This is a genomic window from Amaricoccus solimangrovi (assembly GCF_006385685.1).
Classification (GTDB): Bacteria; Pseudomonadota; Alphaproteobacteria; order Rhodobacterales; family Rhodobacteraceae; genus Amaricoccus; species Amaricoccus solimangrovi.
Genome location: NZ_VFRP01000001.1, coordinates 20,793 through 46,388, shown reverse-complemented (window position 1 = coordinate 46,388; position 25,596 = coordinate 20,793). Strand labels below are relative to the sequence as shown.

The following is a 25,596-nucleotide window of genomic DNA, read 5'->3' as shown; positions in this document are numbered from 1 at the left end:
GGCGGATCCGTGGCAGGACAGGCGCGCCTTTCCCGCCACGACTCCGGAGGTTCCGCCATGTCCGCCCCCTGCCCCGACGCCGCGCTCGGACCCTGGAGCACGCGGCCCGCCCACCGCGCCTGGCTCGCGGCGCGGGCCGACACGCTGTTCGATCTCTTCGGAAGCCGGACCCGCGACCCGCGCGGCGGCTTCTTCGAACTCGACCGGACGGGCGCGCCGAAGACCGGCCCGGATCTCGTGCGCCCGATCCATCTGACCGCGCGGATGGCGCACTGCTTCGCGATCGGAACGCTGCTCGGCCGGCCCGGCGCGCCGGAGATGGTCGATCACGCGACGCGCTTCCTCTGGGAGCGGCATCGCGACCCGGCGCATGGCGGTTATTTCTGGTCCGTCGGCGAGACCGGGGCCGCGGATGCGACGAAACAGGGCTACGGCCACGCCTTCGTCCTGCTCGCCGCCGCCTCGGCGTTTTGCGTCGGGCACCCGCTGGCGCGGCCGATGCTCGACGACGTGTCGGAAATCCTCGACCGGCGCTTCTGGGAACCGGAGCATGGCGCGATCGCCGAGGAATTCGCGGCCGACTGGACGCCGGTTCCGGGCTATCGCGGGCAGAATTCCAACATGCACCTGACCGAGGCGCTGATGGCCGCCTTCGAGGCGACCGGCGAGACGGTCTATCTCGACCGCGCCGAAAGCATCGCGGAGCGGATCATCCATCGCGCCGCGCGGGAGGCGGGCTGGCGCGTGCCCGAGCATTTCTCCGAGGACTGGGAGGTGGACCGGGATTACCGGGGCAACGAGATGTTCCGCCCCTCCGGAACGACGCCGGGCCACGCGCTCGAATGGGCGCGGCTGATCCTCCAGCTCTGGTGCCTCGGGGACAGGCGCCACGACTGGATGCCGCCCGCCGCCGCCGCGCTTTTCGAGCGGGCGATGACGCTCGCCTGGGATCCGGCGCATGGCGGGCTTTTCTACACGCTCGACTGGGAGGACCGCCCGGCGAAGCGGATGAAGCTCTGGTGGCCGCATTGCGAGGGGATCGGCGCCGCGCATTTCCTGAACGCGCATGTGCCCGGCGGCTGGGAAGCGGACTACCGCCGCCTCTGGGGCGTGGTCGACCGCGCCTTCCTCGACCGCGCGCACGGCGGCTGGCAGGAGGAATGCGCCGAGGATCTGACGCCGGCCTTCACGCTCTTCCCGGGCAAAGGCGACATCTACCACGCGCTCCAGGCCTGCCTCATCCCGCTCTACCCGGCGACGGCGAGCCTCTCGCGGGTGATCGCGGGTGATCGCGGGTGATCGCGGAGGCGGGGAGCGGCCCGCGTTAACCCTTTGTCAACGCTCGTCTTGATCGGAGGTCCCGCTCCCGGCAGTCTCGGGGACGGGAGTTGCCGAAGGGGACGAACGGAATGCGCGCCAGCACGGTTGCCTGCCTCACCCTGCTCGCGGGCTGCGCCGCGCCCGCCCCGGTCGTGACGCCCCGGGTCAGCGGCGGCAATCCCGCCGACGGCATCGTCACGCTGGCCTCGACACGCACCCTGTTCGATCCGGTCGAACCCGACTGGCGCGCGGCGCTCGCGACCGCCGACAACCAGTGCCGCGCCGACGGCCGCGCCCCGCCCGCGCGTTTCGCGGGCGAGCAGACCTCCTGCGAACTCTACGACCGGGGCGGCCGCTGCCTGCGCGCGACACGGACGCGGTTCTATTCCTGCGGCGAGTGACCCCCCGCCGCGCCCGGCCTTCGGGCCTGGGACGGAGCGCCTCCATTTCCGCCGCGGCCAGGCCGGGCCGGAAAGTCGGCCGGGCGCTCCGGCCGGGGCGCCCGGCCGCCGTGGCGCTCCCGTCCCTTCCGTCGCCTCACGCGGACGGCGGCGGCTCTTCCGTCGCCTCCCGCCGACGCGACGGATCCGCGTCGGGCGCCGGCCATGACCAAAGGGAAGGCCGCGCTCTCTTCAGTCCGCGTCCCGCCTCCTGACCAGAGGCTCCGCGGCATCGCACGCGGCCTCCCCGCGGGGAGGCTCGCGCCCGGGTCGATGCCGCGCCGAACCCTTCGCTGCTTTCCCGCCGCGCTTCCGGCCCACTCGCTCCGGGTCGCGCCGCACGCGCCGATCTCGATCCGGGGGCGGTGCTCCCTGCCCTGCAAGGCTGTGGACCCGCGGGTTCCTCTTTTTGCCGGTGCGATCCGAGGCGCGAGCAGCGCGACGCGGCCCCGGAAGCGGCCCGCGAGGCTTCCGGGCCCCGGCCCCGCTGGGGACCGTATCCCCCGGGTAGGCTGCGAGGCCGCTCCGGCCGAGGCGGCTCCTGCGAGAGCAGGCGGCGCATGTCGCAGGCGAGGTTGGCGAGCGCGATCTTCTCCCTGGCCCGGGCAAGGCCGCTACCCCGCGCGGCGGCAACCCGCTCCGTGGGGGGGAAGCGGAGGCGATGCCAGACCTTGCCCCGAGCCGGGCATGAAGCGCGGGCGCGGGGACGGCGTCGCGGACCGCCTTCATCGCCGGGCGCGCATCTGCTAAGGCACCGCGCGGAGTTCGGGAGGTGGGACATGCGCGATCACGGCGGCGATCTCGATCAGGCGATCCGGCGCCATGGCGGGCCGGCGGAAGCCTGGATCGACCTTTCGACCGGCATCAACCGCCGCCCCTATCCGGCCCCGCCCCCGTCCGCGGCCGCCCTGCGGGCGCTGCCGACGCGGGCCGAGATCGCGGAGCTCGAACGGGAGGCGCGGCGGGCCTGGCGCGTGGCGGAGCGGGACGGAAGCGAGACCCTCGCCCTCGCCGGCGCGCAGGCGGCGATCCAGGCGATCCCGCGGCTCGGCGCGCCGGGCGCGGCGCGCGTGCTCGCGCCGACCTACAACGAATATGCCGGCGCGCTCGCCGCCGCCGGCTGGACGGTCGCGGAGGTCGCCTCCATCGACGCGCTCGAAGGCGCCGAACTGGCCTTTCTCGCCAATCCCAACAATCCCGACGGAAGGCGGCACGCGCCCGAGGCGCTCCGGCGGCTCGCCGGCCGGGTCGGCCGGCTGGTGGTGGACGAGAGCTTCGCCGACGTCTGCCCGGAGCTGTCGCTTCTGCCCGGGGCGCGGCCGCCGAACATCCTCACGCTGCGGTCCTTCGGCAAGTTCCACGGTCTCGCCGGCCTGCGGCTCGGCTTCGTCACCGGCGCGCCGGCCGAGATCGCCGCGCTCCGCGCGATGGCCGGGCCCTGGCCCGTGTCCGGCCCCGCGATCGCGATCGGCCGGGCGGCGCTCGCCGACGATGCCTGGGCGGAGGCGACGCGCGCGCGCCTCGCCGCGGAGGTTCCGCGCATCGACGCGCTCGCCGCGTCGGCTGGCTGGTCGCCGGCCGGCGGCACGGCGCTGTTCCGGCTCTATGGCACGCCGGGGGCGGAAGCGGCGCGCGACAGGCTCGCCGCGCACCGTATCTGGTCCCGCGTCTTTCCGTGGTCGGCGTCCTGGATCAGGCTGGGCCTGCCGGGCAGCGAGCCGGAATGGGACCGGCTTTGCCTAGCCCTGGCCGGCTGAGCGCCCGCGCGCCGACGACGGGTGCCGCCGCGCTCAGTGGCGGCGGCAGACCGAGAAGCCGTCCTGGCGCCCGGGGCGCGTGCCCTTGAGTTCGGTCACCGCGACGACCTTGTGCCAGCCCGCGCTCCCGAGATCGACCAGAACCCGCAGGATCGAGCCGTTCTTGCGCGGTTCGGGAATGTCGATCTTGTGGCCGTTGACCTTGAAGCTCTTGAAGTACTTCGTGTCGCCCACGTCCTGGAAGGCGATGGTCGCCTTGCCGTCGGCCCCGGCCTTCACCGCGAACTTCAGCATCCCCCGGCCGCCATCGTCGAAGCTGCCGGCGCTCCGGCCCTCGTGATCGGCGAGATTGCCCAGCGCCGCCGGCAGACTCCATTCGCTGGCATAGGGACCATCGCGCCTGATATTGCGCACCGCCGAAAGATCAGGCGTGAAATCCGAAAGTGACGTCACCGTACCGGCATAACTCGCCGACGCGCTGGCAAGCAATGCCAGCAGCACAAGCCGCTTCATCTAAACAACCCCACACAACGCTGACGCGAATCGCGTCCCCCAAATTCACATTGCAATAAAATCGCTCCGAAGGCGAGAGGGCGCCCGTTCGAAGGTTAATAAATGGCCAAATCGTGACATTGTTGACACAAAAAGCCCCAGACCGACGTCTTTCCGGGACCGAATCAGGGGCGGGATCGCCAGGCTTTTCTCAACTTCAGGCTGTATCTCCTTCGACCGCCTCTCATTTCGCCAGTGCCAGCAGCCCCTCGACATCGAGGTGCCGCTCCATATGCGCGGCGAGCGCGTCGAGCGCGCGTTCGACGCCGGCGCCGTGGTCGTCGCAGGCGGCCGGGGCGCCGAGCCGGGCGAGCCAGGCGGCGCGGAAGGCGTCGCCGGCGAACATGCCGTGAAGATAGCTGCCCGCGACCCGCCCGTCGGGCGCGCGCGCGCCCTCCGGCCCCTCCCCCTCGACCAGGGCGAAGGGGCGGGCGCGGTCCGGCCCTTCGCTCCGGCCGATGTGGATCTCGTAGCCCCGGATCGGCTGGCCGGTCGCGACATGGCGACCGCGCACCTCGCGCAGGGTCTTGTCGCCCCGCATCACCGTGGTCACGTCGAGCAGTCCGAGCCCCGGCGTCTCGCCCGGCGGCCCCTCGATCCCCTCGGGATCCGCGACGGAGCGTCCGAGCATCTGGTAGCCGCCGCAGATGCCGAGCACATGCCCGCCCCGCCGGTGATGCGCGATCAGGTCGATGTCCCAGCCCTGGGCGCGGAGGAAGGCGAGATCGCCCCGGGTCGATTTCGTGCCCGGCACGATCACCACCGCGGCGTCGCCCGGGATCGCCTCCCCGGGCCGGACCATGCCGACGGCGAGGCCGGGCTCGGCCGCGAGCGGATCGAGATCGTCGAAATTGGCAATGCGCGACAAGGCGAGGCAGACGATGCGCGTGCCCGCCCCCGCCCTGGCGGCGGAGGGCAGGTCGAGCGCGTCCTCCGCCGGCAGCCGCGCCGCCTCCGGAAGGAACGGCAGCACGCCGAAGCCGCGCCAGCCGGTACGCTCGGCGATCATCCGGTAGCCGTCGTCGAAGAGGGAGGGATCGCCCCGGAAGCGGTTGATGATGAAACCCTCGATCCGCGCGGCATCCGCCGGGTCGAGCACCGCCTTGGTGCCCACGATCTGCGCGATCACCCCACCCCGGTCGATGTCGCCCGCGAGTACGACCGGCACGCCGGCGGCCGCTGCGAAGCCCATGTTGGCGATGTCGCCCGCGCGGAGGTTCACCTCCGCCGGACTGCCCGCGCCCTCGACCACCACGAGGTCGTGCGTCGCCGCGAGCCTCCGGAAGCTTTCGAGCACCGGGGCCATGAGGCCGGGCTTCATCGCCGCGTAGTCGCGGGCGCGGCAGGTCGCGACCCGGCGGCCCTGGACGACGACCTGCGCGCCGGTGTCGGTCTCCGGTTTCAGCAGCACCGGGTTCATGTCGGTCACGGGGGCGAGGCCGCAGGCCAGCGCCTGCAGCGCCTGCGCCCGGCCGATCTCGCCACCGTCGGCCGTCACCGCCGCGTTGTTCGACATGTTCTGCGGCTTGAACGGCGCGACGGAGAGGCCGCGCGCGCGGGCGGCGCGGCAGAGGCCGGCGACGAGGAGCGACTTTCCGACGTTGGAGCCGGTTCCCTGGATCATGAGAGCGGGCATCTGGGCTCCGGATGGGTTGGCGGGGTCGTCGAAGCGACGGCGGAGTGAGGCGAAGGCGGAGTGAAGCGAAGGCGGACAAATGTCCGCCCTACGGGGCCTAGAACTCCACCCCCGGCTGCGCCCGGATCCCGCCCCGGAACGGGTGCTTCACCAGCGTCATCTCGGTGACGAGATCCGCCGCCTCGATCAGTTCCGGCGCGGCGTTGCGGCCGGTCAGCACCACATGGGTCATCGGCGGCTTCTCCGCCGCGAGGAAGCCGAGCACCTCGGCGAGATCGAGATAGCCGTAGCGGAGCGCGATGTTGATCTCGTCGAGCAGCACCATCCGGATCGCCGGATCGCGGATCAGCTCCTTCGCCTTCTCCCACCCGGCGCGGGCGGCGGCGATGTCGCGGGCCTTGTCCTGCGTCTCCCAGGTGAAGCCCTCGCCCATCGCGTGGAACTGGCAGAGCCCGCCGAAATGCGTGGTGAGCAGCCGCCGCTCCCCGGTGTCCCAGGCGCCCTTGATGAACTGCACCACCGCGCAGGGCATCCCATGCGCGACGCAGCGCAGGATCATGCCGAAGCCCGAGGAGCTCTTGCCCTTGCCCGCGCCGGTATGGACGATGACAAGGCCCTTCTCGCCCTCCTTCGTCGCCATCATCCGGTCACGCGCCGCCTTGATCCGCGCCATCTTCGCGGCGTGGCGGGCCGCTTCCTCGATGTCCTCGGTCTCGCTCATCGCGCGCGCTCCTCGCTTGACAAGGGGGGACGCCTCGCCTCAGGTGGGCCGGCACTGGTTCCTGTCTATGACAGGCGAAGAGGGAATGCGCTAGGGGCCCCGCCCCCGAGGCCAGCCGCCCCCGCGACCGTGACCGGAGAGAGCGCCGATCCACTGGCCCCGATCGCTTCGAGGGGGCTGGGAAGGGCGGCGCTCGATGGGCGTGACGCCCGGGATCCGCGAGCCGGGAGACCTGCCAGCGCGAAACGACGGGCGGACGGGGTGATCCGCGACCGGCTCGGGCGCCGCCTCCCGCGCGCGCCCCGCTGGCGCCCATCCCCCGACACGAGGCGAGGCGATGGACGGAAGAGACGGAACGCTGGTGGAGACGGGCGCGGAGGCGGAGGGCGATCTCGCGACGCTCAGCGTCTGCGTGACCTGCCGCCGCGCCGACGCGCCGCCGGGCGACCGCCGCCCCGGCGCGGCGATGCTCGACGCGCTGAGCGGGGGGCCGGCGCCGGAGGGCGTGCGGATCCGCGCCGTCGAATGCCTCTCCGCCTGTTCCAACGGCTGCGCCGTGGCGCTGAGCGCCCCCGGCCGATGGACCTACGTCTACGGCAACCTCGATCCCGCCCGGGACGCCCCGGACATCCTCGCCGGCGCCGCGGCCTACGCGGCGACGCCGGACGGTCTCATCCCCTGGCGCGAGCGGCCGCTCGTCTTACGGCGCAATGCCATCGCCCGCGTCCCCCCTCTCTGAAACGGACCCCGCATGACCGACCTCGCGAAGATCCCCGTCACCATCGTCACCGGCTTCCTCGGGGCGGGCAAGACGACGCTGATCCGGCACCTGATGGCCAATCCGGGCGGCCGGCGGCTCGCGGTGCTGGTGAACGAATTCGGCGCGGTCGGCATCGACGGCGCGCTGCTGCGCGACTGCGCGGATGCGAACTGTCCGGAGGCGAACATCGTCGAGCTGGCGAACGGCTGCATCTGCTGCGCGGTCGCGGACGAGTTCATCCCGACGATGGAAAGCCTGCTCGCGCTGCCGGAGCGGCCGGATCACATCGTGATCGAGACCTCCGGCCTCGCGCTGCCGAAGCCGCTCCTGAAGGCCTTCGACTGGCCCGCGATCCGCTCGCGCATCACCGTCGACGGGGTGGTGACGGTCGCGGACGCGGAAGCCGTGGCGGCCGGGCATTTCGCCCCCGACACGACCCTGCCCCAGGACGCGCCGGAGCACGAGACGCCGCTCTCGGAGGTATTCGAGGACCAGCTCGCCTGCGCCGACGTGGTGCTGCTCTCGAAGGCCGATCTCGCGGGGCCGGAGGGCGTCGCGGCGGCGAAGGCCGCGATCGAGGCGGAACTGCCCCGGCCCCTGCCGATCCTGACCGTCAGCGAGGGCGTGATCGACCCCCGCGTGATCCTCGGCCTCGACGCGGCGGCGGAGGCGGATCTCGCGTCGCGCCCCTCCCATCACGACGGCGAGGAGGAGCACGAGCACGACGATTTCGACTCCATCGTCGTCGAGATGCCCGAGGTCGCGACGCCGGAGGCGGTCGCGGCCGCCGTCGCCCGGCTCGCGCGCGAGCGCCGGGCGCTGCGCGTCAAGGGCCATGTCGCCGTCGCGGGCAAGCCGATGCGGCTGCTGGTGCAGGCGGTGGGCGAGCGGGTGCGGACGCAGTACGACCGGCCTTGGGGCGCCGGGCCGCGCGCCTCCGCCCTTGTGGTGATCGCGGAACGCGACGATATCGACGCCGACGCGATCCGCGCGATTCTGCTCTCCGGCGCGGAAGCGGAGACAACGGGGGCCTGATCCCGCCATGCATGTCGTCTTCCGCGAAAGCCGCGGGCTCGAGGAGACCGCCGTCCCGACCGATCTCGGCCAGGATCCGGCCGATCTCGTGGTGCTCTCCTTCTCGGACAGCGACCTCGGCGCCTTCGCTTCCGGCTGGCACCGGGCGGCGGGCGGCCTGCCCTCGCTTCGCCTCGCCAATCTCGTGGCGCTCGCCCATCCGCTCTCGGTCGACACCTATGTCGAGCGCACGCTTTCGGGGGCGAAGGGCATCCTGATCCGGCTGATCGGCGGCGAGGCCTACTGGCCCTACGGGATCGCCTCGATCCAGGACCTGGCGCGGCGCGAGGGGATCGCGCTCGCGGTGCTGCCGGCGGACGGGCGCGAGGATGCGCGGCTCGACGCGGTCTCGACGCTGCCCGTCTCGACGCTGCGCCGGCTTGGCCACCTCTGCGACCAGGGGGGCGCGGTGGCGGCGCAGGCGGCGCTCGCGCAGCTCGCGCTCGCCGCCGGGCTCTACGCCGGACCCGTCCCCGGCGCGAAGGCGGTGCCGGAGCACGGCTTCTACGATCCCGAGCGGGGCGTGCTGGCGGAACTGCCCGCCGCGCGCGGCCCGCGCGCGCTCGTCACCTTCTACCGCGCCTATCTCACCGCCGCCGATACGGGGCCGGTGGACGCGCTCATCGCCGCGCTGCGGGCGCGGGGCTTCGACGCGCATGGCGCCTTCGCCACCTCGCTGAAGGCGCCGGCATCGGCGGAATGGCTGCGCGGGCATCTCGCAACCGGACCCTGGGCCGCGATCGTCAATGCCACCGCCTTCTCCGCGAAGAACGCGGATGGCGCCTCGCCGCTCGACGCGGCGGGCTGCCCGGTGTTCCAGGTCGCGCTCTCGACCGCGCGGCGCGGGGACTGGGCGGACTCGGCGCGCGGCCTCCCGGCCGCCGATCTCGCGATGCATGTGGTGCTGCCCGAGGTGGACGGCCGGATCTTCGCGGGCGTGGCGAGCTTCAAGGCGCCGACGAAGGCGGATCCGGCGCTCCAGTTCTCCCGCTTCGCCCATCGCGCCGAGCCGGAACGGATCGGGGCGGTCACGGACCGGGTGGCGGCCTGGCACCGGCTCGGCGCGGCCCCGGCGGCGGAGCGGCGGCTGGCGCTGGTGCTCTCGACCTATCCGGGCCGGGCGGACCAGATGGCGCACGCGGTCGGGCTCGACACGTTCGCCTCGACCGAGGCCATTCTCGCCGATCTCGCGGCGGAGGGCTACGCGACCGGGGCGGGCGCGCCGCTCGCCGCGGCGCTCGGGGACGAGACCCTGTCCTGGCCGCTGGCGGATTACGCGGCCGCGCTCGCCGCCCTGCCCGAGACGCTCCGCGCCGATCTCGCCGCCGCCTGGGGCGATCCGGCGGAGGATCCCGCCGCGCGCGACGGCGCCTTCCGCTTCGCCGCGACCCGGCGCGGGAACGTGCTCGTCGCGCTCCAGCCCGAGCGGGGCGCGCCCGCGACCCGCGCCGACGACTACCACGACCTCTCGCGCGTGCCCCGCCACGGCTACGTCGCCTTCTACCTCTGGCTTCGGGCGCAAGGCATCCACGCGCTGATCCATCTCGGCGCGCATGGCACGCTCGAATGGCTGCCGGGCAAGTCGGTCGCGCTTTCCGCCGCGTGCTGGCCCGAGGCGCTGACCGGCGCGACGCCGGTGATCTACCCCTTCATCGTCAACGACCCCGGCGAGGCGGCGCAGGCGAAGCGGCGGATCGGCGCGGTGACACTCGGCCACGCGCCGCCGCCGCTCACCGCCTCGGCGCCGCCGCCGGACCTGCTGCCGCTCGAGGCGATGCTGGACGAATATGCGACGGCGGACGGGCTCGACCCGGCGCGGCGCGACCGGCTGATCGCCGACATCCGCGCCGAGGCGGCCGCGCGCGGCGTGGCGGAGGACATCGGTCTGCCCCCCGATGCGTCCCCCGCCGAGGCGATCCCGCGTATCGACCGTTTCGTCTGCGACCTGAAGGAGAGCCAGTTCGGCGACGGGCTCCACGTCTACGGCCGGGGCGAGAGCGGCGCGGGCGAGCGCGCGGGCCTTCTCGCCGCGCTCGCCGGGCGTTTCGTGCCGGGCGGCCCCTCCGGCTCTCCCTGGCGCGGGCGGGCGGATGTGCTGCCGACGGGGCGCAACCTCTACACGACCGATCCGCGCGCGGTCCCGTCGCGCGCCGCGCACGCGCAAGGCGTGAAGCTCGCGGAGGAACTGCTGCGGCGCCACCTGCAGGACCACGGCGACTGGCCGCGCGCCCTCGTGCTCGACCTCTGGGGCTCGGCCACGATGCGCACGGCGGGCGAGGAATTCGCGATGGCGCTGCATCTCGCCGGCCTCGCGCCGCGCTGGGACGCGGAGTCGCAGCGGGTCTCGGGCTTCGAGATCCTGCCCTTGGCGCTGCTCGGCCGGCCCCGGATCGACGTGACGCTGCGCGTCTCGGGCCTGTTCCGCGACGTCTTTCCCGGCCTCACCCAGATGTTCGACCAAGCCGCCGCCGCGCTGACCGAACGTGACGAAGCGCCGGAGGAAAACCCCTACCGCGCCGCCGGTCCGCGCGTGTTCGGACCCCGGCCCGGCGCCTACGGGCTCGGCATGGGCGGGGCGCTCGAGGACTATACCGCGGAAGGCCGCGCGGCGGCGGGCGAGGCGTGGCTCTCGGCCTCGGCCTTCGCCCTCGACGCCTCGGGCGCCGCCACGCCCGCCCGCGCGGCGCTGGAGGCGCGCGTCGGCGCGGCGGAGGCCTTCGTTCACGCGCAGGACCTGCCGGAGACCGACCTGCTGCTCGCCGCCGACTACGCCGCGCACGAGGCGGGCTTCGCCGCGGCCGCCGCCGCGCTGGGCGGGCCGATGCCCGCGCTCTACCATCTCGACGCGACGAACCCCAAGGCGCCGCGCGCCCGCGCGCTCGGGGAGGAGATCGCGCGCGTCGTGCGCGCCCGCGCCGCCAATCCGGACTGGGCGGACGGGATGGCCCGGCACGGCTTCCGGGGCGGCGCGGAGATCGCGGCGACGCTCGACCATCTCGCGGCCTTCGCCCATCTCGCGGGCGTGGTGCCGGGCCATCTCTTCGACCTCTATCACGACGCGACGCTCGGACGGCCGGAGATCGTCGCTTTCATGGCGCGCGAGAACCCCGGCGCGCTCGCCGCGCTCCGCGACCGTTTCCGGCGGCTGCGGGAGGCCGGGCTCTGGATCACGCGGCGCAATTCGATCGCCGCGGGGCTGGAGGAGCGCGGGTGAGCGCGCCCTTGGTGCGCGGGTGGTGCCCCGGCGCGCTCCGCCCGATGGACTCGGGCGACGGCTGGATCGTCCGGCTCCGCCCGCCGCTCGGCCGGCTCTCGCCCGCGCAGGCCGGGGGCGTGGCCCGGCTCGCGCAAGCGCATGGGAACGGGATGCTCGACCTCTCCGCCCGGGCGAACCTCCAGATCCGGGGCGTCACCCCCGCCGCCCATCCCGCGCTGATCGAAGGCCTCCGCGCGCTCGGCCTCGTCGATGCGACGGCGGAGGCGGAGGCGCGGCGGAGCGTGCTGCTCACGCCCTTCGCCACGCCCGCCGGGGACGCGCTGGCGGCGGCGCTCGAAGCCGCGCTCGCCGATGGCCCGGCGCTGCCTTCCAAATTCGGCTTCGCCGTCGACGGCGGCCCGCGGCCGGTGCTGGCCGACACCCCGGCGGACATCCGCCTCGAGCGCGACGCGGGGGGCGCGCTGATCCTGCGCGCCGACGGCATGGCCTTGGGTACGCCGGTCACGGAGGCCGAGGCGCCCGGCCGCGCGGTCGCGCTCGCGCGCTGGTTCCTCGCCTCCGGCGGCGCGCCGGGAGGTAGGGGCCGGATGGCGGCCCATGTCGCGCGCGGCGCGAACCCGCCTGGCGCGGCGCGGAGCGCCCCCGCCACCCCGCTCCCGCCGCCGGCTCCCGGGCGGCATCCCGCGGGGATGCTCCTCGGCTTCGCCTTCGGCGCGCTCGACGCCGGCGCGCTCGCCGCCCTCGCGGAGACCGGCGCGGAACTGCGGCTCACGCCCTGGCGGATGCTGCTCGCCACGGACCTCGCGGCGGTCCCCGCCATCCCCGGCCTCGTCACCGATCCCGACGACCCGCTGCGCCGCGTCGCCGCCTGCGTCGGCGCGCCCGGCTGCCCCCAGGGCCTCGCCGAGACCCGGCCGCTCGCCCGCGCGCTCGCCCCGCTGGTCCCCCCGGGCGGCTTTCTCCATGTCTCCGGCTGCGCCAAGGGTTGCGCGCATCCGAAGGCCGCGCCATTAACCCTCGTCGCGACCGCGGGAGGCTTCGCGCCCGTCCGGAACGGCACCGCCGCCGGGCGGGCCACGGACCCCGCGCGCGCCGCCGAAGCCATCGCCGCCGATCCGGCCGGCCTTTTCGAGACGCCCTGATGCCGCATCTCTACGAAACCGACGGCGCCGCGATCTACGCCCGCTCCTTCGCGACGATCCGCGCCGAGGCCGATCTCGCCCGCTTCCCGCCCGCCGAGGAGAAGGTCGTCGTGCGGATGATCCACGCCGCGGGAATGGTCGGGCTCGAGGAGCACGTGCGCTTCACGCCCGGCATGGCCGAGGCGGCGAAGGCGGCGCTCGCCGCCGGCGCGCCGATCCTCTGCGACGCCTACATGGTCTCCGAGGGGATCACCCGGCCCCGCCTTCCCCGCGGCAACGAGGTGATCTGCGCGCTCCGCGACCCGCGCGTGCCGGATCTCGCGCGCGAGCTGGGCAATACCCGCTCGGCCGCCGCCTTCGAGATCCTGCGCCCCCGGCTCGGCGGCGCGCTCGTCGCGATCGGCAACGCGCCGACCGCGCTCTTCCACCTCCTGAACATGCTCGAGGATCCCGCCTGCCCCCGGCCGGCGGCGATCATCGGCTGCCCGGTCGGCTTCGTCGGCGCGGCGGAATCGAAGGCCGCGCTCCTCGCCGCCCCGCCCGCGCCCGCGCTGATCGTCGAGGGACGGCTCGGTGGCTCGGCGATCACGGTGGCGGCGGTCAACGCGCTCGCGAGCGAGAAGGAGTGAGCATGACGGGCAAGGTGATCTGCGTCGGCCTCGGCCCCGGCGATCCGGAGCTCATGAGCGTGCGCGCCGACCGGCTGATCCGGGCCGCGCGCGTGATCGCCCATTTCCGCAAGGCGGGGCGGCCGGGACAGGCGCGGCGGATCGTCGAGGGGATGCTGCGCGAGGGCGCGCGCGAGATCGCGATGGAATATCCGGTCACGACCGAGATCGGCTTCGCGACCGAGGAATACGACGGCCTGCTCGCCCGTTTCTACGACGCCGAGGCGGACCGGCTCGCGGCGATCGCGGCCGGAGGCGAGGATGTCATCGTGCTCTGCGAGGGCGATCCGTTCTTCTACGGCTCCTTCATGCACCTGCACTGGCGCCTCGGCGGCCGCGTCGCGGTCGAGGTGGTGCCCGGCATCACCGGCATGTCGGGCTGCTGGACCGCGACCGGCGTGCCGATCACCTGGGGCGACGACGCGCTCAGCGTGCTGCCCGCGACGCTGCCGGAGGCGGAACTCGTCGCCCGCGCGGCCTCGGCCGACGCGCTCGTCTTCATGAAGATCGGCCGCAACCTCGGCAAGCTCACCCGCGCGCTCGCCGCCGTCGGGCGGCTCGGCGACGCCTGGCTGGTCGAGCGCGGCACGATGCCGGGCGAGCGGGTGGCGCGGCTTTCGGAGGTCGATCCGGCCGACTGCCCGTATTTCGCGATCGTCCTCGTCCACGGCCAGGGCCGCCGCCCGGGCGCGCCGCGCGCGGCGGTCGCGGCGGTGGCCTCTTGACCGGCGCGCTCGCCATCGCCGGGCTCGGGCCGGGGGCGGAGGATCTCGTCACGCCCGAGGTGGCCGAGGCGCTGGCCGAGGCCACCGATGTCGTCGGCTATTTCCCCTATGTCGCGCGCGTGCCGGAGCGCCCGGGGCTGACCCGGCACGCCTCCGACAACCGCGTGGAACTCGACCGCGCGCGGCTCGCGCTCGATCTCGCGGCGAAGGGCGGCCGCGTCGTCGTGGTCTCCTCCGGCGATCCCGGCGTCTTCGCGATGGCCTCCGCCGTCTTCGAGGCGCTGGAGGCCGCGCCCGAATTCGCCGCCGTGCCGATCCGCGTGCTGCCGGGCATCACCGCGATGCTCGCCGCCGCGGCGCGGGCGGGCGCGCCGCTCGGGCATGATTTCTGCGCGATCAACCTCTCGGACAATCTCAAGCCCTGGGCGCTGATCGAGCGGCGCCTCCGCGCCGCGGCGGAGGCGGATTTCGCCATCGCACTCTACAATCCGCGCTCCGCCGCGCGCCCGGAGGGCTTCGCGCGCGCGCTCGGCCTGCTGCGCGAAACCTGCGGGCCCGAGCGGCTCGTCACCTTCGCCCGCGCGGTGACGACGCCCGAGGAGCGGATCGAGACGGTGACGCTCGGCGAGGCCGCGCCGGAGATGGCGGACATGCGGACCGTCGTCCTCGTCGGCAATTCGGCGACGCGCCGCGTCGGCCCCCATGTCTACAGCCCGAGGCGCGCCTCGTGAGCGAGCCAGTCCATCACCGCCTCGGCGCTGCCCGCGACCGGGCGCTCCGGAAGCGCGGGCCGGTCGATCATGATCACGGGCAGGCCGAGGTCGCGCGCCGCGGCGAGCTTCGCCTCGGCGCCCACGCCGCCGGAATTCTTCGCGACCACGCGGGCCACGCGATGCGCCGCGAGGAGCGCCCGGTCGCCCGCGGCCGTGAAGGGACCGCGCGCCACCACCACCTCGGCGCCCGGCAGCGGGGGCGCCTCGACCGGATCGACGAGTCTGAGCAGGTAGCGATGCTCCGGCCGGGCGGCGAAGGGGGCGAGCCCCTGCCTGCCGATGGCGAGAAAGACCACCTCCGGCTCCCGCGGGAGGGCGGCGGCGGCGGCGGCGAGATCGCGGACCTGCGTCCAGCGGTCGCCCGGCCCCGCCCGCCAGGCCGGGCGCTCGAAGGCGAGCAGCGGCACGCCCTCGGCGGCGCAGGCGGCGACGGCGTTGGCGCTCATCCCCGCGGCGAAGGGATGGGTGGCATCGACCACCGCCCCGATCCGCTCGGCGCGGAGCCAGGCGCGGAGCCCCGGCACGCCGCCGAAGCCGCCGACCCGGACCGGCAGCGGCCGCGCCCGGGGCGCGGCGACCCGGCCCGCGTAGGAATAGACCGCGCCCACGCCGCGCGCCGCGAGACGCTCCGCGAGCGCGTTCGCCTCGGTGGTGCCGCCGAGCAGGAGCACGCGGCCGGGGGGCGCGGGCATGTCTGACACGCGCCCGGGCGTCTCGCCCACTCTCGTCCCCATATCCCCCTCCGCTTCCGCCGCGCCCTGGCTGACGATCATCGGCCTCGGCGAGGATGGCCTCGCCGGGCTCTCGGAGGCAAGCCGCGACGCGCTCGACCGGGCGGAGTTCGTCTTCGGCGCCCCGCGCCATCTCGCGCTCGCGGGCATCGGCGCCGACCGCGCCCGGCCATGGCCCGTGCCCTTCTCGGTCGAACCGCTGGTGGCGGAACGCGGGCGCGCGGTGGCCGCGCTCGTCTCGGGCGATCCGTTCTGGCATGGCGCCGGGGCGGTGCTCGCCGCCCGGCTCGCGCCCGGCGAATGGCGCGCGGCGCCCGCGCCCTCCTGCTTCTCCCTCGCCGCCGCCCGGCTCGGCTGGCCGCTCGAACGCGTGACCTGCCTCGCGCTGCACGCGGCCCCGGTCGAGACGTTGCGCCCCCATCTCGCGCGCGGCGCCCGCCTCCTCTGCACGCTCCGCGACAGCGCGGCGGCGGCGGCGCTCGCCGGGTGGCTCACGGAGCAGGGTCTCGGCATGGCCCGGCTCGCGGTGCTGGAGGCCCTGGGCGGCCCGCGCGAGCGGATCCGCCGCGCGCGCGCCGCGGCCTTCGACCTCGACGGGATCGCCACCCCGGTCGCCGTCGCGATCGACCTCTCCGACGCGCCGCGCGGCTTTGGCCTGCCCCGGACGCCGGGCCTCGCGGAGAGCCGTTTCGCGAGCGACGGCCAGATCACGAAATCCCCGGTCCGCGCGCTCACCCTCGCCGCGCTCGCGCCCCGGCCGGGCGAGCATCTCTGGGACATCGGCGCGGGATCGGGATCGGTCTCCGTCGAATGGCTGCTCGCCGCCCCGGGCGCGAGCGCGACCGCCGTCGAGCCCCGCGCGGACCGGGGCGCGAACATCGCCGCCAATGCCCGCGCCTTCGGGCTCTCCCCGCGGCTGAGGCTGGTGGAGGGCCGCGCGCCCGAGTGCCTCGACGGGCTCGCCGGGCCGGAGGCGGTCTTCGTCGGCGGCGGCGGGTCCGAGGAGCTCTTCGCCCGGCTCTGGGAGATCCTGCCCGAGGGCACGCGCCTCGTCGCGAACGCGGTGACGCTGGAGACCGAGGCGCTGCTCACCACGCTCGCCGCCCGCCGCGGCGGCGAGCTCATCCGGATCGAGCTCTCCCGCGCCGAACCGCTCGGAAGCTTGCGGGCGTGGCAGGCCGCGCGGCCGGTGACGCAATGGAGCGTGATCCGATGAGGGTCGCCGGTCTCGGCTTTCGCGCCGGCGCCACTCCGGCCTCGCTCCGCGCCGCGATCCGGGCCGCGGGCGGGAGCGACGGCCTCGCGGCGCTCGCCACCGCCGCCGCCAAGGCGGAGGCGCCCGTGCTTCGCGCCGTCGCGGCGGAGCTTGGCCTGCCGGTCCGCGCCGTCGCCCCGGCGGCGCTCGCGGCGCAGCCCACCCTCACCGCCTCGCCCCGCGTCGCGGCGCTGCACGGCGCCGGAAGCCTCGCCGAGGCCGCGGCGCTCGCCGCGCTCGGCCCGGGCGCGCGGCTCCTCGCGGCGCGCTCCGTGGCGCCGGACGGGATGGCCACGGCGGCGATCGCGGAACTGACGGAGTCCCCATGACCGTGCATTTCATCGGCGCCGGCCCCGGCGCGCCCGACCTTCTGACGCTCCGGGGCCGCGACCTGATCGCCGCCTGCCCGGTCTGCCTCTATGCCGGGTCGCTGGTGCCCGAGGCGGTGCTCGGCCACTGCCCGCCCGGCGCGCGGATCGTGAACACGGCGCGGCTCGACCTCGACCAGATCATGGCCGAGATCGCCGCCGCCCATGCCGCGGGCCAGGACGTCGCGCGGCTGCATTCGGGCGACCTCTCGGTCTGGTCGGCGATGGGCGAGCAGATCCGCCGCCTCCGCGCGCTCGGCATTCCCTTCGACGTGACGCCGGGGGTCCCCGCCTTCGCCGCCGCCGCCGCCGCGCTCGGGGCCGAACTGACGCTGCCCGGCGTCGCGCAATCGCTCGTGCTGACCCGCACCTCGGGCCGGGCCTCGGCCATGCCCGAGCGCGAGACGCTGGCGAATTTCGCCGCGACCGGCGCGACGCTCGCCATTCACCTCTCGATCCATGTCCTGCCGCGGGTGGTCGCGGAACTCGCGCCCCATTACGGCCCCGACTGCCCCGCCGCGGTGGTCTGGCGCGCCTCCTGGCCCGACGAGCGCGTGGTGCGCGCCACGCTCGCGACACTCAACGCGGCGGCCGCGGGCGGGCTCGAACGCACCGCGCTCATCTTGGTCGGTTCCGCGCTCGGCGCGGAGGATTTCGGGGAAAGCGCGCTCTATTCGCAGGGCTACGACCGCCGCTTCCGGCCCTCGGGCACCCATCCGCGCTTCCCGGAGGGCGAATGACCCCGGGCCTGCTGATCGCCGCCCCCGCCTCGGGCAGCGGCAAGACCACCGTCGCGCTCGGCCTCGCCCGGGCGCTGACGCGGGGCGGGCTCGGCGTCCAGCCGTTCAAGAGCGGCCCCGACTATATCGACCCGGCCTTTCACGCCGCCGCGACCGGCCGCGTCTCGGTCAATCTCGACAGCTGGGCGATGTCGCGCACGCGCCTCGCCTGGCTCGCCCGGGCGGGCGAGGCGGCGGATCTGGTGCTGGCGGAGGGCTCGATGGGCCTCTTCGACGGGGTGGCGGCGCCGGGCGAGACGGGAACCGGCGCCTCGGCCGATGTCGCGGCGCTCTTCGGCTGGCCGGTGATCCTCGTGCTCGACGTCTCGGGGCAGGCGCAGTCGGCCGCGGCCACCGCGCTCGGCTTCGCGCGCCTCGACCCCCGGATCCGCCTCGCGGGCGTGATCCTCAACAAGGTGGCGAGCCTCCGGCACGAGGCGCTGACCCGCGCGGGTATGGCGGCCGCGGGGCTCCCCGTGCTCGGCGCGCTGCCGCGCAGGCCGAGCCTCGCGCTGCCCGAGCGTCACCTCGGCCTCGTGCAGGCGGGCGAGACGGCGGATCTCGACGCGCGGCTCGACGCGCTGGCCGATTTCCTCGAAGCCCACGCCGATCTCGCCGCGATCCGCGCCGCGGCCCGCGTGGACCCCCCCGCGCCCGCGGAGGCCCCCGCGACGCCACCGCCCGGCCAGCGCGTCGCGCTCGCGCGGGACGCGGCCTTCAGCTTCGCCTATCCGCATCTCGTGGAGGGCTGGCGCGCGGCGGGGGCCGAGATCCTGCCCTTCTCGCCGCTCGCGGACGAGGCGCCGCCGGAGACGGCCGATGCCTGCTGGCTCCCCGGCGGCTATCCCGAGCTTCACGCCGGCGCCCTCGCCGCCGCCGGGCGGTTCCGCGCGGGGCTGCGCCGCTTCGCGGAGACCCGGGCGGTGCACGGCGAATGCGGCGGCTACATGGCGATGGGCGCGGCGCTCATCGACGCCGAGGGGCGGAGCCACGCGATGGCGGGGCTGCTCGGCCTCGTCACCTCCTTCGCGAAGCGGCGGATGCATCTCGGCTACCGGCTCGCGACGCTGCGGGAAGCGATCCCCGGCCACCGAGGCGGCGCCCGGCTGCGCGGGCACGAATTTCACTACGCCAGCGTGATCGAACAGCCCGACGCGCCGCTCGCGCGCGTGACGGACGCGAGCGGCGCCGACGTTCCCGAAACCGGCTCGGCGCGGGGCCGTGCCACGGGCACCTTCTTCCATCTCATCGCGGAGGCCGGCGCGTGAGCGGCTTCGTTTCCTTCGTCTCCTCAGGTCCGGGCGATCCGGAGCTGCTGACGCTGCGGGCCGTGAAGCGGCTCGGCGCGGCGGACGCCGTCCTCTTCGACGACCTCTCCTCCGGCCCGATCCTCGCCCATGCGCGGCCCGAGGCCGATCTCGTCGGCGTCGGCAAGCGCGCCGGGCGGCCCTCGCCGAAACAGGATCACGTGAGCCGGCTGCTCGTCGACTACGCCCGGAGCGGGGCGCGCGTCGTGCGGCTGAAATCGGGCGATTCCGGCATCTTCGGCCGGCTCGAGGAGGAACTGACCGCGCTCCGCGCCGCCGGCATCGCCTACGAGATCGTGCCCGGCGTTCCCTCCGCCTGCGCGGCGGCGGCCGCCGCCGGCATCCCGCTCACCCGTCGGCTCACCGCGCGGCGGGTGCAGTTCGTGACCGGCCACGACGCGAAGGGCGGGCTGCCGGAGGATCTCGACCTCGCCGCCCTCGCCGATCCCGCCGCGACCACCGTGCTGCACATGGGCCGGCGCACCTTCGCCGCGCTGGCGGCGCGGCTGCTCGCGGCGGGGCTTCCCGCCGACACGCCCGCGCTGCTGGCCGAGGCGGTCTCGACGCCCGAGCAGCGCCTGTCGCGCAGCACGGTCGCCGCGCTCGCGGCCGCCTTCGCGGCGCCGCCCGAAGGACCGACGCCGCCGACGCTGATTCTCTACGGGCCGCTCGCGGAGGGCGAGGATGCGTGATCTCTTCCTGATCGGCATCGGCTCCGGCGATCCGGAACACCTGACCCTCGCCGCGGTGCGGCGCCTGCGTGAGGCCGATCTGGTCCTGATCCCGCGCAAGGGCGCGGAGAAGGCCGACCTCGCAGGGCTGCGCCGCGCGATCCGCGACGCGCACGCCCCCGGCATCGCCACGGCGGAATTCGACCTGCCGAGGCGCGACGCCGCGCGGCCCGACTATCGCGCCGGCGTCGATGCCTGGCACGCCGAGATCGCGGCGGCCTGGCAGGCGGCGCTCCTTCCCCATCCGGAGGCGCGCCGGATCGCGCTGCTCGTCTGGGGCGATCCCTCGCTCTACGACTCGACGCCGCGCATCGCGCGGCTGGCCGGCGGGTTCCGCGTCACCGTGGTTCCGGGCCTGACCGCGCCGCAGCTTCTGACCGCGGGGCATGCGATCCCGCTCAACGCCGTCGGCGCGCCGGTGCTGGTGACGACCGGCCGACGGCTCCGCGACGAAGGCTGGCCGGCGGACGCACCCGACACGGTCGTGGTCATGCTCGACGGCGATTGCGTCTTCCAGGGGCTCGACCCCGCGGACGTCTCGATCTGGTGGGGCGCCTTCCTCGGCATGCCGGAGCAGATCCTGCGCGCCGGGCCGCTCGCGACCGCGGGGCCCGAGATCGTCGCCCTCCGCGCCGAGGCCCGCGCGCGGCACGGCTGGATCATGGACACCTACATCCTGCGCCGGGGCGCCGACCGCGACGCCTAGCCGTTCCGGAGGATCCAGTCCCGCACGGTCTCGAGCTTGTTGCGCAGGTGATCGCGCAGGATCGCCGCCAGCGCGGCGCCGTCGCGCGCCTCGAGGCAGCGGATGATCTCCTCGTGCTCCGCCATCGCCTGCTCCCAGCGCTCCGCCGTCATGTTCGCGACGTAGCGCGCCCGGCGCACCCGGCTCGCGAGCATCCGGTACTGGTTGACGAGCGTGTTGTTGCGCGCGGCCCTGAGGATCGCCTCGTGGATCTCCTGGTTGAGCGCGAAATAGCCGTCGAGATGGCGCGCCTCGTATTCGGCGCGCATCCTGTCGTGCAGCGCCCGGACCGCGGCGATCTCCGCGTCGGTGATATGCGCGCAGGCGAGTTCGCCCGAGAGAGCCTCGAGCGCGCCCATGACCGGAAAGACCTCCTCGAGATCCTCGACCGTGATCCGGCTGATCCAGGCGCCCCGGTTCGGCTCCAGCACCACGAGCCCGTCGGCGCCGAGCACCTTCAGCGCCTCGCGCAGCGGCGTCCGCGAGACGTTGAAGACCGCGCAGAGCTCCTTCTCGGGCACCTTGGTTCCGGGGGCGAGTTCCCCGCTGATGATGAGGTCGCGCAGATTGTCCGCGAGTTCCTCGTGCAGCGACTTGCGCCTGAGCGGCGGCTGGTTCAGCAGGTTCATCCGCGCGCCTCTCCCTCGTGCGCCGCGTCGAGCGCCATGTCGAGCAGCCGGGCGACGTGGATCGCCTCCCGCGCGGTCCCGTCGGCGATCTGGTGGCGGCAGGACGTGCCGTCGGCGACCACGATCGTGTCGGACGCCTCCGCGCGAACGGCCGGGAACAGGCTGATCTCCCCCATCGCGCGGGACACCTCCTCCGTCTCTCGGCCGTATCCGAAAGATCCGGCCATGCCGCAGCAACTCGTCTCCACCATCTCAATATCCGTTTCCGGCAGAAGCGCCAATGTCTTCCGGATCGCGGGAATGACATTCATCGCCTTCTGGTGGCAATGGCCGTGCAGCAGCACCCGCCGGCCCGGCGCGCGGAGCGGGAGCGGCATCGCCCCGGCCTCGGCCTGCGCGGCGATGTATTCCTCGAACATCGCCGCCTTCTCCGCGAGCGCCGCGGTCTCGCGCCCGGGCAGGAGCGCGGGGATCTCGTCGCGCAGCGTCAGCAGGCAGGAGGGCTCCAGCCCGACGATCGCGCGGCCCGCCTCGACATGGGGCAGGAGCGCCGCGACCAGCCGCTCCGCCTCGGCCTTCGCCTGATCGACGAGTCCGACGGAGAGGAAGGTGCGCCCGCAGCAGAGCGGGCGGCCGTCCGGGGCGCGCGCGACGGTGACCGCCTTGCCCCCGGCGCCGAGCACGCGGGTCGCGGCGCGCAGGTTCTCCGGCTCGAAATGGCGGTTGAACGTGTCGGCGAGGAGCACGACCTCCGCGCCCTCGGCCGGCCCGGCCTCGTCGTCGCGGAACGGCTTCGCCGCCCAGCGCGGCAGCGGGCGCTTCGCGGAGAAGCCGGTCAGCGCCTCGCTCGCCCGCGCCAGGCCCGGCAGCCGGTCGCGCGCGTTCAGGAGCCACGGCGCCCGCGCGGCCCAGGGCGCGTAGCGCGGCAGGTAGCCCACGAGCCGGTCGCGGAGCGAGAGCCCGTGCTTCGCGGCGCGGGCGGCCATGACCTCGATCTTCATCCGCGCCATGTCGACGCCGGTCGGGCATTCCCGCTTGCAGCCCTTGCAGGAGACGCAGAGCTTCATCGTCTCCATCATCTCGTGCGAGGTGAAGGCGTCGGGGCCGAGCTGGCCGGAGATCGCGAGGCGGAGCGTGTTGGCGCGCCCGCGCGTCACGTCGCGCTCGTTCCGGGTCGCGCGGTAGGAGGGGCACATCGTCCCGCCCGCGAGCTTGCGGCAGGCGCCGTTGTTGTTGCACATCTCGACCGCGCCCTGGAAACCGCCGCCCGCGCCGGTATAGGCGGACCAGTCGAAGGCGGTTCTCAGCGGCTTCACGTCGTAGCCGGGCGGGTAGCGGAACAGCGTCCGGTCATCCATGCGCGGCGCGTCGACGATCTTTCCCGGGTTGAAGCGCCGGTCGGGGTCGAAGGTCGTCTTCACCTCGCGGAAGAGCGCGGTCACCTCGGGCCCGAACATCCGCTCGTGGAATTCCGAGCGCACGATCCCGTCGCCGTGCTCGCCCGAATGCGAGCCCTTGTAGCGCGCGACAAGCTCGAAGGCCTCCTCCGCGATCGCGCGCATCCGCCTTGTGTCCTCCTCGAGCTTGAGGTTCAGGACCGGGCGCACGTGGAGGCAGCCGACCGAGGCATGGGCGTACCAGGTGCCGCGCGTGCCGTGTTTCGCGAAGATCTCGGTGAGGCCGGCGGTGTAATCCGCCAGATCCTCGAGCCGCACCGCGCAATCCTCGACGAAGGAGACCGGCTTTCCCGCCTCCTTCATCGACATCATGATGTTGAGGCCGGACTTGCGCAATTCACCGATCTGGCCCTGAAGGCGCTGGTCGGTGATCGGCACCACCCCGCCCCAGTCCTTCCCCTGCCCCGAGAAGGAGAAGCCGAGTTCCGCCATCCGCGCCTCGAGCGCGGCGAGCCTGCCCGCGTTGGCCTCCGGATCGCCCTCGTCGAATTCGACGAGGAGCAGCGCCGCGGGCGCGCCCTTCACGAATTCGGCGATGGTCCGGCGGAACATCGGGATCTGCCGCGACAGGCCGATCATCGTGTCGTCGACCAGCTCGACCGAGAGCGGCCCGAGCGGGACGAGGTGCTGGGTCGCCGCCATCGCCTGGTAGAAGCTCGGGAAATGGCAGACCCCGAGCACGCGCTCGCCGACGAGCGGCCAGAGCCGGAGCTCGATCTTCGTGAAATAGGCGAGCGTCCCCTCGGAGCCGACCAGCAGGTGCGAGAGGTTGACCGGATGGCCGTTCGGCACCAGCGCGTCGAGATTGTAGCCGCCCACCCGGCGCGTGAGCTTCGGAAACCGCGCGTCGATCAGATCGGCATGGTCCGCGCCGAGCGCCAGCATCCGCGCCGCGGCCGCGCCCGCGGGATCGTTCGGCCGGGCCGCGTCGCGCGCGGTCGGGCCGAAGCGCGCGAGGCTTCCGTCATGCATCACCGCCTCGATCGAGAGCACGTTGTCGCGCATCGTGCCGTAGCGCAGCGACCGCCCGCCGCAGGAATTGTTCGCCGCCATGCCGCCGATCGTCGCGCGCGAGGCGGTGGAGACATCGACCGGGAACCACAGCCCGTGAGGCTTGAGCGCGCGGTTGAGCTCGTCGAGCACGATGCCGGGCTCCACCACGCAGCGGCGGTTCGCGACGTCGAGTTCGAGGATCCGGTTGAAATGGCGGGAATTGTCGAGGATCAGCCCGCTGTTGATCGTCTGCCCGCATTGCGAGGTGCCGCCGCCGCGCCCGGTGACCGGCACGCCCGCCGCCCGCGCCGCGCCGAGCGCCGCGCGCACGTCCTCGAGCGAGCGGGGCAACGCCACGGCCATCGGGGTGATCTGGTAGAAGGAGGCGTCGGTCGAATAGCGCCCCCGCGTGAAGCGGTCGAAAAACACCTCCCCGCTGAATTCCCGCCTGAGCGCCTCTTCCAGCATGTCGCCCCCCTGCCCCGACTCGGCTTGACTTTGGTCGTGCATTTGTAATTCATAATTCAAAATTAGATCAAGCGCCGTCCGAGTGGCGCGCGCGCTCCGAGGGAGGACCAAGCACCGATGTCGCGAAAAGCCGGACGCCATTTCCTGCAGATCCCGGGGCCGAGCGCGGTTCCCGACCGGGTTCTCCGGGCGATCTCGACCCAGACCATGGACCACCGCGGACCGGATTTCGCCGAGGTGGGGCTGAGGGCGCTCGAAGGCATGAAGTCGATCTTCAGGACCGAGCAGCAGATCTTCATCTATCCCTCCTCCGGCACCGGCGCCTGGGAGGCCGCGCTCGTCAACACGATGTCCGAGGGCGACCGGATCCTCATGTACGAGACCGGGCATTTCGCGACGCTCTGGATGAAGATGGCGAAGCGGCTCGGGCTCGCGCCGGAATTCATCGAGGGCGACTGGCGCGGCGGCGCGGATCCCGACCGGATCGAGGCGCGGCTGCGCGCCGATACCGGCCACGAGATCCGGGCGGTCTGCGTCGTCCACAACGAGACCTCGACCGGCTCGGTCTCGCCCGTCGCCGACGTGCGCCGCGCGATCGACGCCGCCGGCCACCCCGCGCTCCTGATGGTCGACACGATCTCGGGCCTCGCCTCGATCGACTTCCGCTTCGACGAATGGGGCGTCGACGTCGCGGTCTCCGGCTCGCAGAAGGGGCTGATGCTGCCGCCGGGGCTGAGTTTCAACGCGGTGAGCGAGAAGGCCTTCGAGCACGGCAAGGCCGGCGGGATGCGCCGTTCCTACTGGGACTGGACCGACATGGCGGGGCCGAACGCCACCGGCTATTTCCCCTACACGCCGGGCACCAACCTGCTCTACGGGCTGAACGAGGCCATCGCGATGCTCCACGAGGAGGGGCTCGACAACGTCTTCGCCCGCCATGCCCGCCACGGCGCCGCGGCCCGCGCGGCGGTGCGTGCCTGGGGTCTCGAGGTGCTCTGCCGCCAGCAGGGGCAGGAGAGCGGCGTTCTGACGGCCGTGCTCATGCCCGAGGGGCACAGCGCCGACGCGTTCCGCGCGACCACGCTCCGGCACTACGACATCTCGCTCGGCAACGGGCTCTCGAAAGTGGCGGACCGCGTGTTCCGCGTCGGCCATCTGGGCGATTTCAACGACCTGATGCTGATCGCGACGCTCTCGGGGGTCGAACTCGGGCTGCGCCGGGCGGGCGTGCCGCATCGCGACGGCGGCGTCGCGGCGGCGATGGACCTGCTCGGCGCCGCCGCCCCGGAGGAGCTCGAGACCGCCTGACCGGCGCGGGCGCCCTCCGTCGCGGCGGGCGCCCGGTGGC

23 protein-coding genes and 1 riboswitch are annotated in these 25,596 nt (G+C 74.2%); of the genes, 17 read left to right on the top strand and 6 right to left on the bottom strand.

Going from position 1 to position 25,596, the window contains the following annotated elements; genetic code table 11:
- Positions 1-57: 57 nt before the first annotated feature.
- The 3 genes from FJM51_RS00200 (at position 58) to cobD (ending at position 3,517) form a co-directional block, all read left to right on the top strand.
- Positions 58-1,299: an AGE family epimerase/isomerase gene (locus tag FJM51_RS00200; RefSeq protein ID WP_140452087.1), complete on the top strand. Its 1,242-nt coding sequence runs from the start codon at positions 58-60 to the stop codon at positions 1,297-1,299.
- Between the two features lie 110 nt (positions 1,300-1,409).
- Positions 1,410-1,721, top strand: coding sequence for a YecR family lipoprotein (gene yecR / locus FJM51_RS00195; RefSeq protein ID WP_140452086.1), 312 nt, complete (start codon positions 1,410-1,412; stop codon positions 1,719-1,721).
- Positions 1,722-2,539: 818 nt separating this feature from the next.
- Positions 2,540-3,517, top strand: a complete 978-nt coding sequence (cobD, locus tag FJM51_RS00190) for a threonine-phosphate decarboxylase CobD (protein WP_140452085.1) — start codon at positions 2,540-2,542, stop codon at positions 3,515-3,517.
- A 33-nt stretch (positions 3,518-3,550) separates the two neighbouring features.
- Here the strand turns inward: cobD and FJM51_RS00185 are convergent, their stop codons facing one another.
- The 3 genes from FJM51_RS00185 to cobO form a co-directional block, all read right to left on the bottom strand.
- The gene (locus tag FJM51_RS00185; RefSeq protein WP_140452084.1) at positions 3,551-4,030 is read right to left on the bottom strand and encodes a hypothetical protein; all 480 of its coding nucleotides are present in this window, start codon (positions 4,028-4,030) and stop codon (positions 3,551-3,553) included.
- Positions 4,031-4,253: 223 nt separating this feature from the next.
- Complete coding sequence (locus FJM51_RS00180) at positions 4,254-5,705, bottom strand: cobyric acid synthase (protein WP_140452083.1); 1,452 nt, start codon at positions 5,703-5,705, stop codon at positions 4,254-4,256.
- A gap of 97 nt (positions 5,706-5,802) precedes the next feature.
- Positions 5,803-6,426 (bottom strand): cob(I)yrinic acid a,c-diamide adenosyltransferase, encoded by a 624-nt coding sequence (gene cobO, locus FJM51_RS00175; RefSeq protein ID WP_140452082.1) that lies wholly within the window; start codon positions 6,424-6,426, stop codon positions 5,803-5,805.
- A gap of 38 nt (positions 6,427-6,464) precedes the next feature.
- Positions 6,465-6,680: riboswitch (cobalamin riboswitch) on the top strand.
- A gap of 83 nt (positions 6,681-6,763) precedes the next feature.
- Here cobO and FJM51_RS00170 point away from each other — a divergent pair.
- Genes FJM51_RS00170 through cobJ form a run of 7 tightly spaced genes read left to right on the top strand, consistent with a single transcriptional unit; the run spans position 6,764 to position 14,743 of the window.
- Positions 6,764-7,165 (top strand): DUF1636 family protein, encoded by a 402-nt coding sequence (locus tag FJM51_RS00170; RefSeq protein ID WP_140452081.1) that lies wholly within the window; start codon positions 6,764-6,766, stop codon positions 7,163-7,165.
- 12 nt (positions 7,166-7,177) lie between these two features.
- Complete coding sequence (gene cobW / locus FJM51_RS00165; RefSeq protein WP_140452080.1) at positions 7,178-8,221, top strand: cobalamin biosynthesis protein CobW; 1,044 nt, start codon at positions 7,178-7,180, stop codon at positions 8,219-8,221.
- 7 nt (positions 8,222-8,228) lie between these two features.
- On the top strand, positions 8,229-11,474 hold the full coding sequence (gene cobN, locus FJM51_RS00160; protein WP_140452079.1) for a cobaltochelatase subunit CobN: 3,246 nt from the start codon (positions 8,229-8,231) through the stop codon (positions 11,472-11,474).
- On the top strand, positions 11,471-12,619 hold the full coding sequence (gene cobG / locus FJM51_RS00155) for a precorrin-3B synthase (protein WP_140452078.1): 1,149 nt from the start codon (positions 11,471-11,473) through the stop codon (positions 12,617-12,619). The genes cobN and cobG overlap by 4 nt, the downstream gene beginning before the upstream one ends.
- The gene (locus FJM51_RS00150) at positions 12,619-13,248 is read left to right on the top strand and encodes a precorrin-8X methylmutase (RefSeq protein ID WP_140452077.1); all 630 of its coding nucleotides are present in this window, start codon (positions 12,619-12,621) and stop codon (positions 13,246-13,248) included. The genes cobG and FJM51_RS00150 overlap by 1 nt, the downstream gene beginning before the upstream one ends.
- A 2-nt stretch (positions 13,249-13,250) precedes the next feature.
- Positions 13,251-14,012 (top strand): precorrin-2 C(20)-methyltransferase, encoded by a 762-nt coding sequence (locus tag FJM51_RS00145; RefSeq protein ID WP_140452076.1) that lies wholly within the window; start codon positions 13,251-13,253, stop codon positions 14,010-14,012.
- Positions 14,009-14,743: a precorrin-3B C(17)-methyltransferase gene (gene cobJ, locus FJM51_RS00140; protein WP_140452075.1), complete on the top strand. Its 735-nt coding sequence runs from the start codon at positions 14,009-14,011 to the stop codon at positions 14,741-14,743. Before FJM51_RS00145 ends, cobJ begins: the two co-directional genes overlap by 4 nt.
- On the opposite strand, the gene FJM51_RS00135 is transcribed toward cobJ, so the two are convergent.
- Positions 14,719-15,477, bottom strand: a complete 759-nt coding sequence (locus FJM51_RS00135; RefSeq protein WP_140452074.1) for a cobalt-precorrin-6A reductase — start codon at positions 15,475-15,477, stop codon at positions 14,719-14,721. The two genes, cobJ and FJM51_RS00135, sit on opposite strands and share 25 nt — an antisense overlap.
- Here FJM51_RS00135 and cbiE point away from each other — a divergent pair.
- Genes cbiE through cobF form a run of 6 tightly spaced genes read left to right on the top strand, consistent with a single transcriptional unit; the run spans position 15,476 to position 20,662 of the window.
- The gene (gene cbiE, locus FJM51_RS00130) at positions 15,476-16,732 is read left to right on the top strand and encodes a precorrin-6y C5,15-methyltransferase (decarboxylating) subunit CbiE (protein ID WP_140452073.1); all 1,257 of its coding nucleotides are present in this window, start codon (positions 15,476-15,478) and stop codon (positions 16,730-16,732) included. The two genes, FJM51_RS00135 and cbiE, sit on opposite strands and share 2 nt — an antisense overlap.
- Positions 16,729-17,100, top strand: coding sequence for a cobalamin biosynthesis protein (locus tag FJM51_RS00125; protein WP_140452072.1), 372 nt, complete (start codon positions 16,729-16,731; stop codon positions 17,098-17,100). The genes cbiE and FJM51_RS00125 overlap by 4 nt, the downstream gene beginning before the upstream one ends.
- Positions 17,097-17,879, top strand: a complete 783-nt coding sequence (cobM, locus tag FJM51_RS00120; protein WP_140452071.1) for a precorrin-4 C(11)-methyltransferase — start codon at positions 17,097-17,099, stop codon at positions 17,877-17,879. The genes FJM51_RS00125 and cobM overlap by 4 nt, the downstream gene beginning before the upstream one ends.
- Complete coding sequence (locus tag FJM51_RS00115; RefSeq protein ID WP_140452070.1) at positions 17,876-19,186, top strand: cobyrinic acid a,c-diamide synthase CobB; 1,311 nt, start codon at positions 17,876-17,878, stop codon at positions 19,184-19,186. Before cobM ends, FJM51_RS00115 begins: the two co-directional genes overlap by 4 nt.
- Complete coding sequence (gene cobA, locus FJM51_RS00110) at positions 19,183-19,917, top strand: uroporphyrinogen-III C-methyltransferase (RefSeq protein WP_140452069.1); 735 nt, start codon at positions 19,183-19,185, stop codon at positions 19,915-19,917. The genes FJM51_RS00115 and cobA overlap by 4 nt, the downstream gene beginning before the upstream one ends.
- Positions 19,910-20,662, top strand: a complete 753-nt coding sequence (cobF, locus tag FJM51_RS00105) for a precorrin-6A synthase (deacetylating) (RefSeq protein WP_140452068.1) — start codon at positions 19,910-19,912, stop codon at positions 20,660-20,662. The genes cobA and cobF overlap by 8 nt, the downstream gene beginning before the upstream one ends.
- Here cobF and FJM51_RS00100 read toward each other — a convergent pair.
- Complete coding sequence (locus FJM51_RS00100) at positions 20,659-21,330, bottom strand: GntR family transcriptional regulator (protein WP_140452067.1); 672 nt, start codon at positions 21,328-21,330, stop codon at positions 20,659-20,661. The genes cobF and FJM51_RS00100 overlap by 4 nt on opposite strands.
- Entirely contained in the window at positions 21,327-24,248 is a 2,922-nt protein-coding gene (locus FJM51_RS00095; RefSeq protein ID WP_210240181.1) for an FAD-binding and (Fe-S)-binding domain-containing protein, read from the bottom strand. Before FJM51_RS00095 ends, FJM51_RS00100 begins: the two co-directional genes overlap by 4 nt.
- A 117-nt stretch (positions 24,249-24,365) precedes the next feature.
- Here FJM51_RS00095 and FJM51_RS00090 point away from each other — a divergent pair, with 117 nt between their 5' ends.
- Positions 24,366-25,556, top strand: a complete 1,191-nt coding sequence (locus FJM51_RS00090) for a pyridoxal-phosphate-dependent aminotransferase family protein (protein WP_140452065.1) — start codon at positions 24,366-24,368, stop codon at positions 25,554-25,556.
- Positions 25,557-25,596: the final 40 nt, after the last annotated feature.

Excerpts from the sequence above, each read along its gene's own strand:
- FJM51_RS00100 (WP_140452067.1), bottom strand. The coding sequence starts at position 21,330 with ATGAACCTGCTGAACCAGCCGCCGCTCAGGCGCAAGTCGCTGCACGAG.
- FJM51_RS00185 (WP_140452084.1), bottom strand. The coding sequence starts at position 4,030 with ATGAAGCGGCTTGTGCTGCTGGCATTGCTTGCCAGCGCGTCGGCGAGT.
- FJM51_RS00135 (WP_140452074.1), bottom strand. The coding sequence starts at position 15,477 with ATGCCCGCGCCCCCCGGCCGCGTGCTCCTGCTCGGCGGCACCACCGAG.
- cobW (WP_140452080.1), top strand. The coding sequence starts at position 7,178 with ATGACCGACCTCGCGAAGATCCCCGTCACCATCGTCACCGGCTTCCTC.
- FJM51_RS00145 (WP_140452076.1), top strand. The coding sequence starts at position 13,251 with ATGACGGGCAAGGTGATCTGCGTCGGCCTCGGCCCCGGCGATCCGGAG.
- cbiE (WP_140452073.1), top strand. The coding sequence starts at position 15,476 with ATGTCTGACACGCGCCCGGGCGTCTCGCCCACTCTCGTCCCCATATCC.
- cobM (WP_140452071.1), top strand. The coding sequence starts at position 17,097 with ATGACCGTGCATTTCATCGGCGCCGGCCCCGGCGCGCCCGACCTTCTG.
- FJM51_RS00090 (WP_140452065.1), top strand. The coding sequence starts at position 24,366 with ATGTCGCGAAAAGCCGGACGCCATTTCCTGCAGATCCCGGGGCCGAGC.
- cobF (WP_140452068.1), top strand. The coding sequence starts at position 19,910 with ATGCGTGATCTCTTCCTGATCGGCATCGGCTCCGGCGATCCGGAACAC.
- cobD (WP_140452085.1), top strand. The coding sequence starts at position 2,540 with ATGCGCGATCACGGCGGCGATCTCGATCAGGCGATCCGGCGCCATGGC.
- cobO (WP_140452082.1), bottom strand. The coding sequence starts at position 6,426 with ATGAGCGAGACCGAGGACATCGAGGAAGCGGCCCGCCACGCCGCGAAG.
- FJM51_RS00150 (WP_140452077.1), top strand. The coding sequence starts at position 12,619 with ATGCCGCATCTCTACGAAACCGACGGCGCCGCGATCTACGCCCGCTCC.
- FJM51_RS00170 (WP_140452081.1), top strand. The coding sequence starts at position 6,764 with ATGGACGGAAGAGACGGAACGCTGGTGGAGACGGGCGCGGAGGCGGAG.
- FJM51_RS00125 (WP_140452072.1), top strand. The coding sequence starts at position 16,729 with ATGAGGGTCGCCGGTCTCGGCTTTCGCGCCGGCGCCACTCCGGCCTCG.
- FJM51_RS00115 (WP_140452070.1), top strand. The coding sequence starts at position 17,876 with ATGACCCCGGGCCTGCTGATCGCCGCCCCCGCCTCGGGCAGCGGCAAG.
- yecR (WP_140452086.1), top strand. The coding sequence starts at position 1,410 with ATGCGCGCCAGCACGGTTGCCTGCCTCACCCTGCTCGCGGGCTGCGCC.
- FJM51_RS00180 (WP_140452083.1), bottom strand. The coding sequence starts at position 5,705 with ATGCCCGCTCTCATGATCCAGGGAACCGGCTCCAACGTCGGAAAGTCG.
- FJM51_RS00200 (WP_140452087.1), top strand. The coding sequence starts at position 58 with ATGTCCGCCCCCTGCCCCGACGCCGCGCTCGGACCCTGGAGCACGCGG.
- FJM51_RS00095 (WP_210240181.1), bottom strand. The coding sequence starts at position 24,248 with ATGCTGGAAGAGGCGCTCAGGCGGGAATTCAGCGGGGAGGTGTTTTTC.
- cobN (WP_140452079.1), top strand. The coding sequence starts at position 8,229 with ATGCATGTCGTCTTCCGCGAAAGCCGCGGGCTCGAGGAGACCGCCGTC.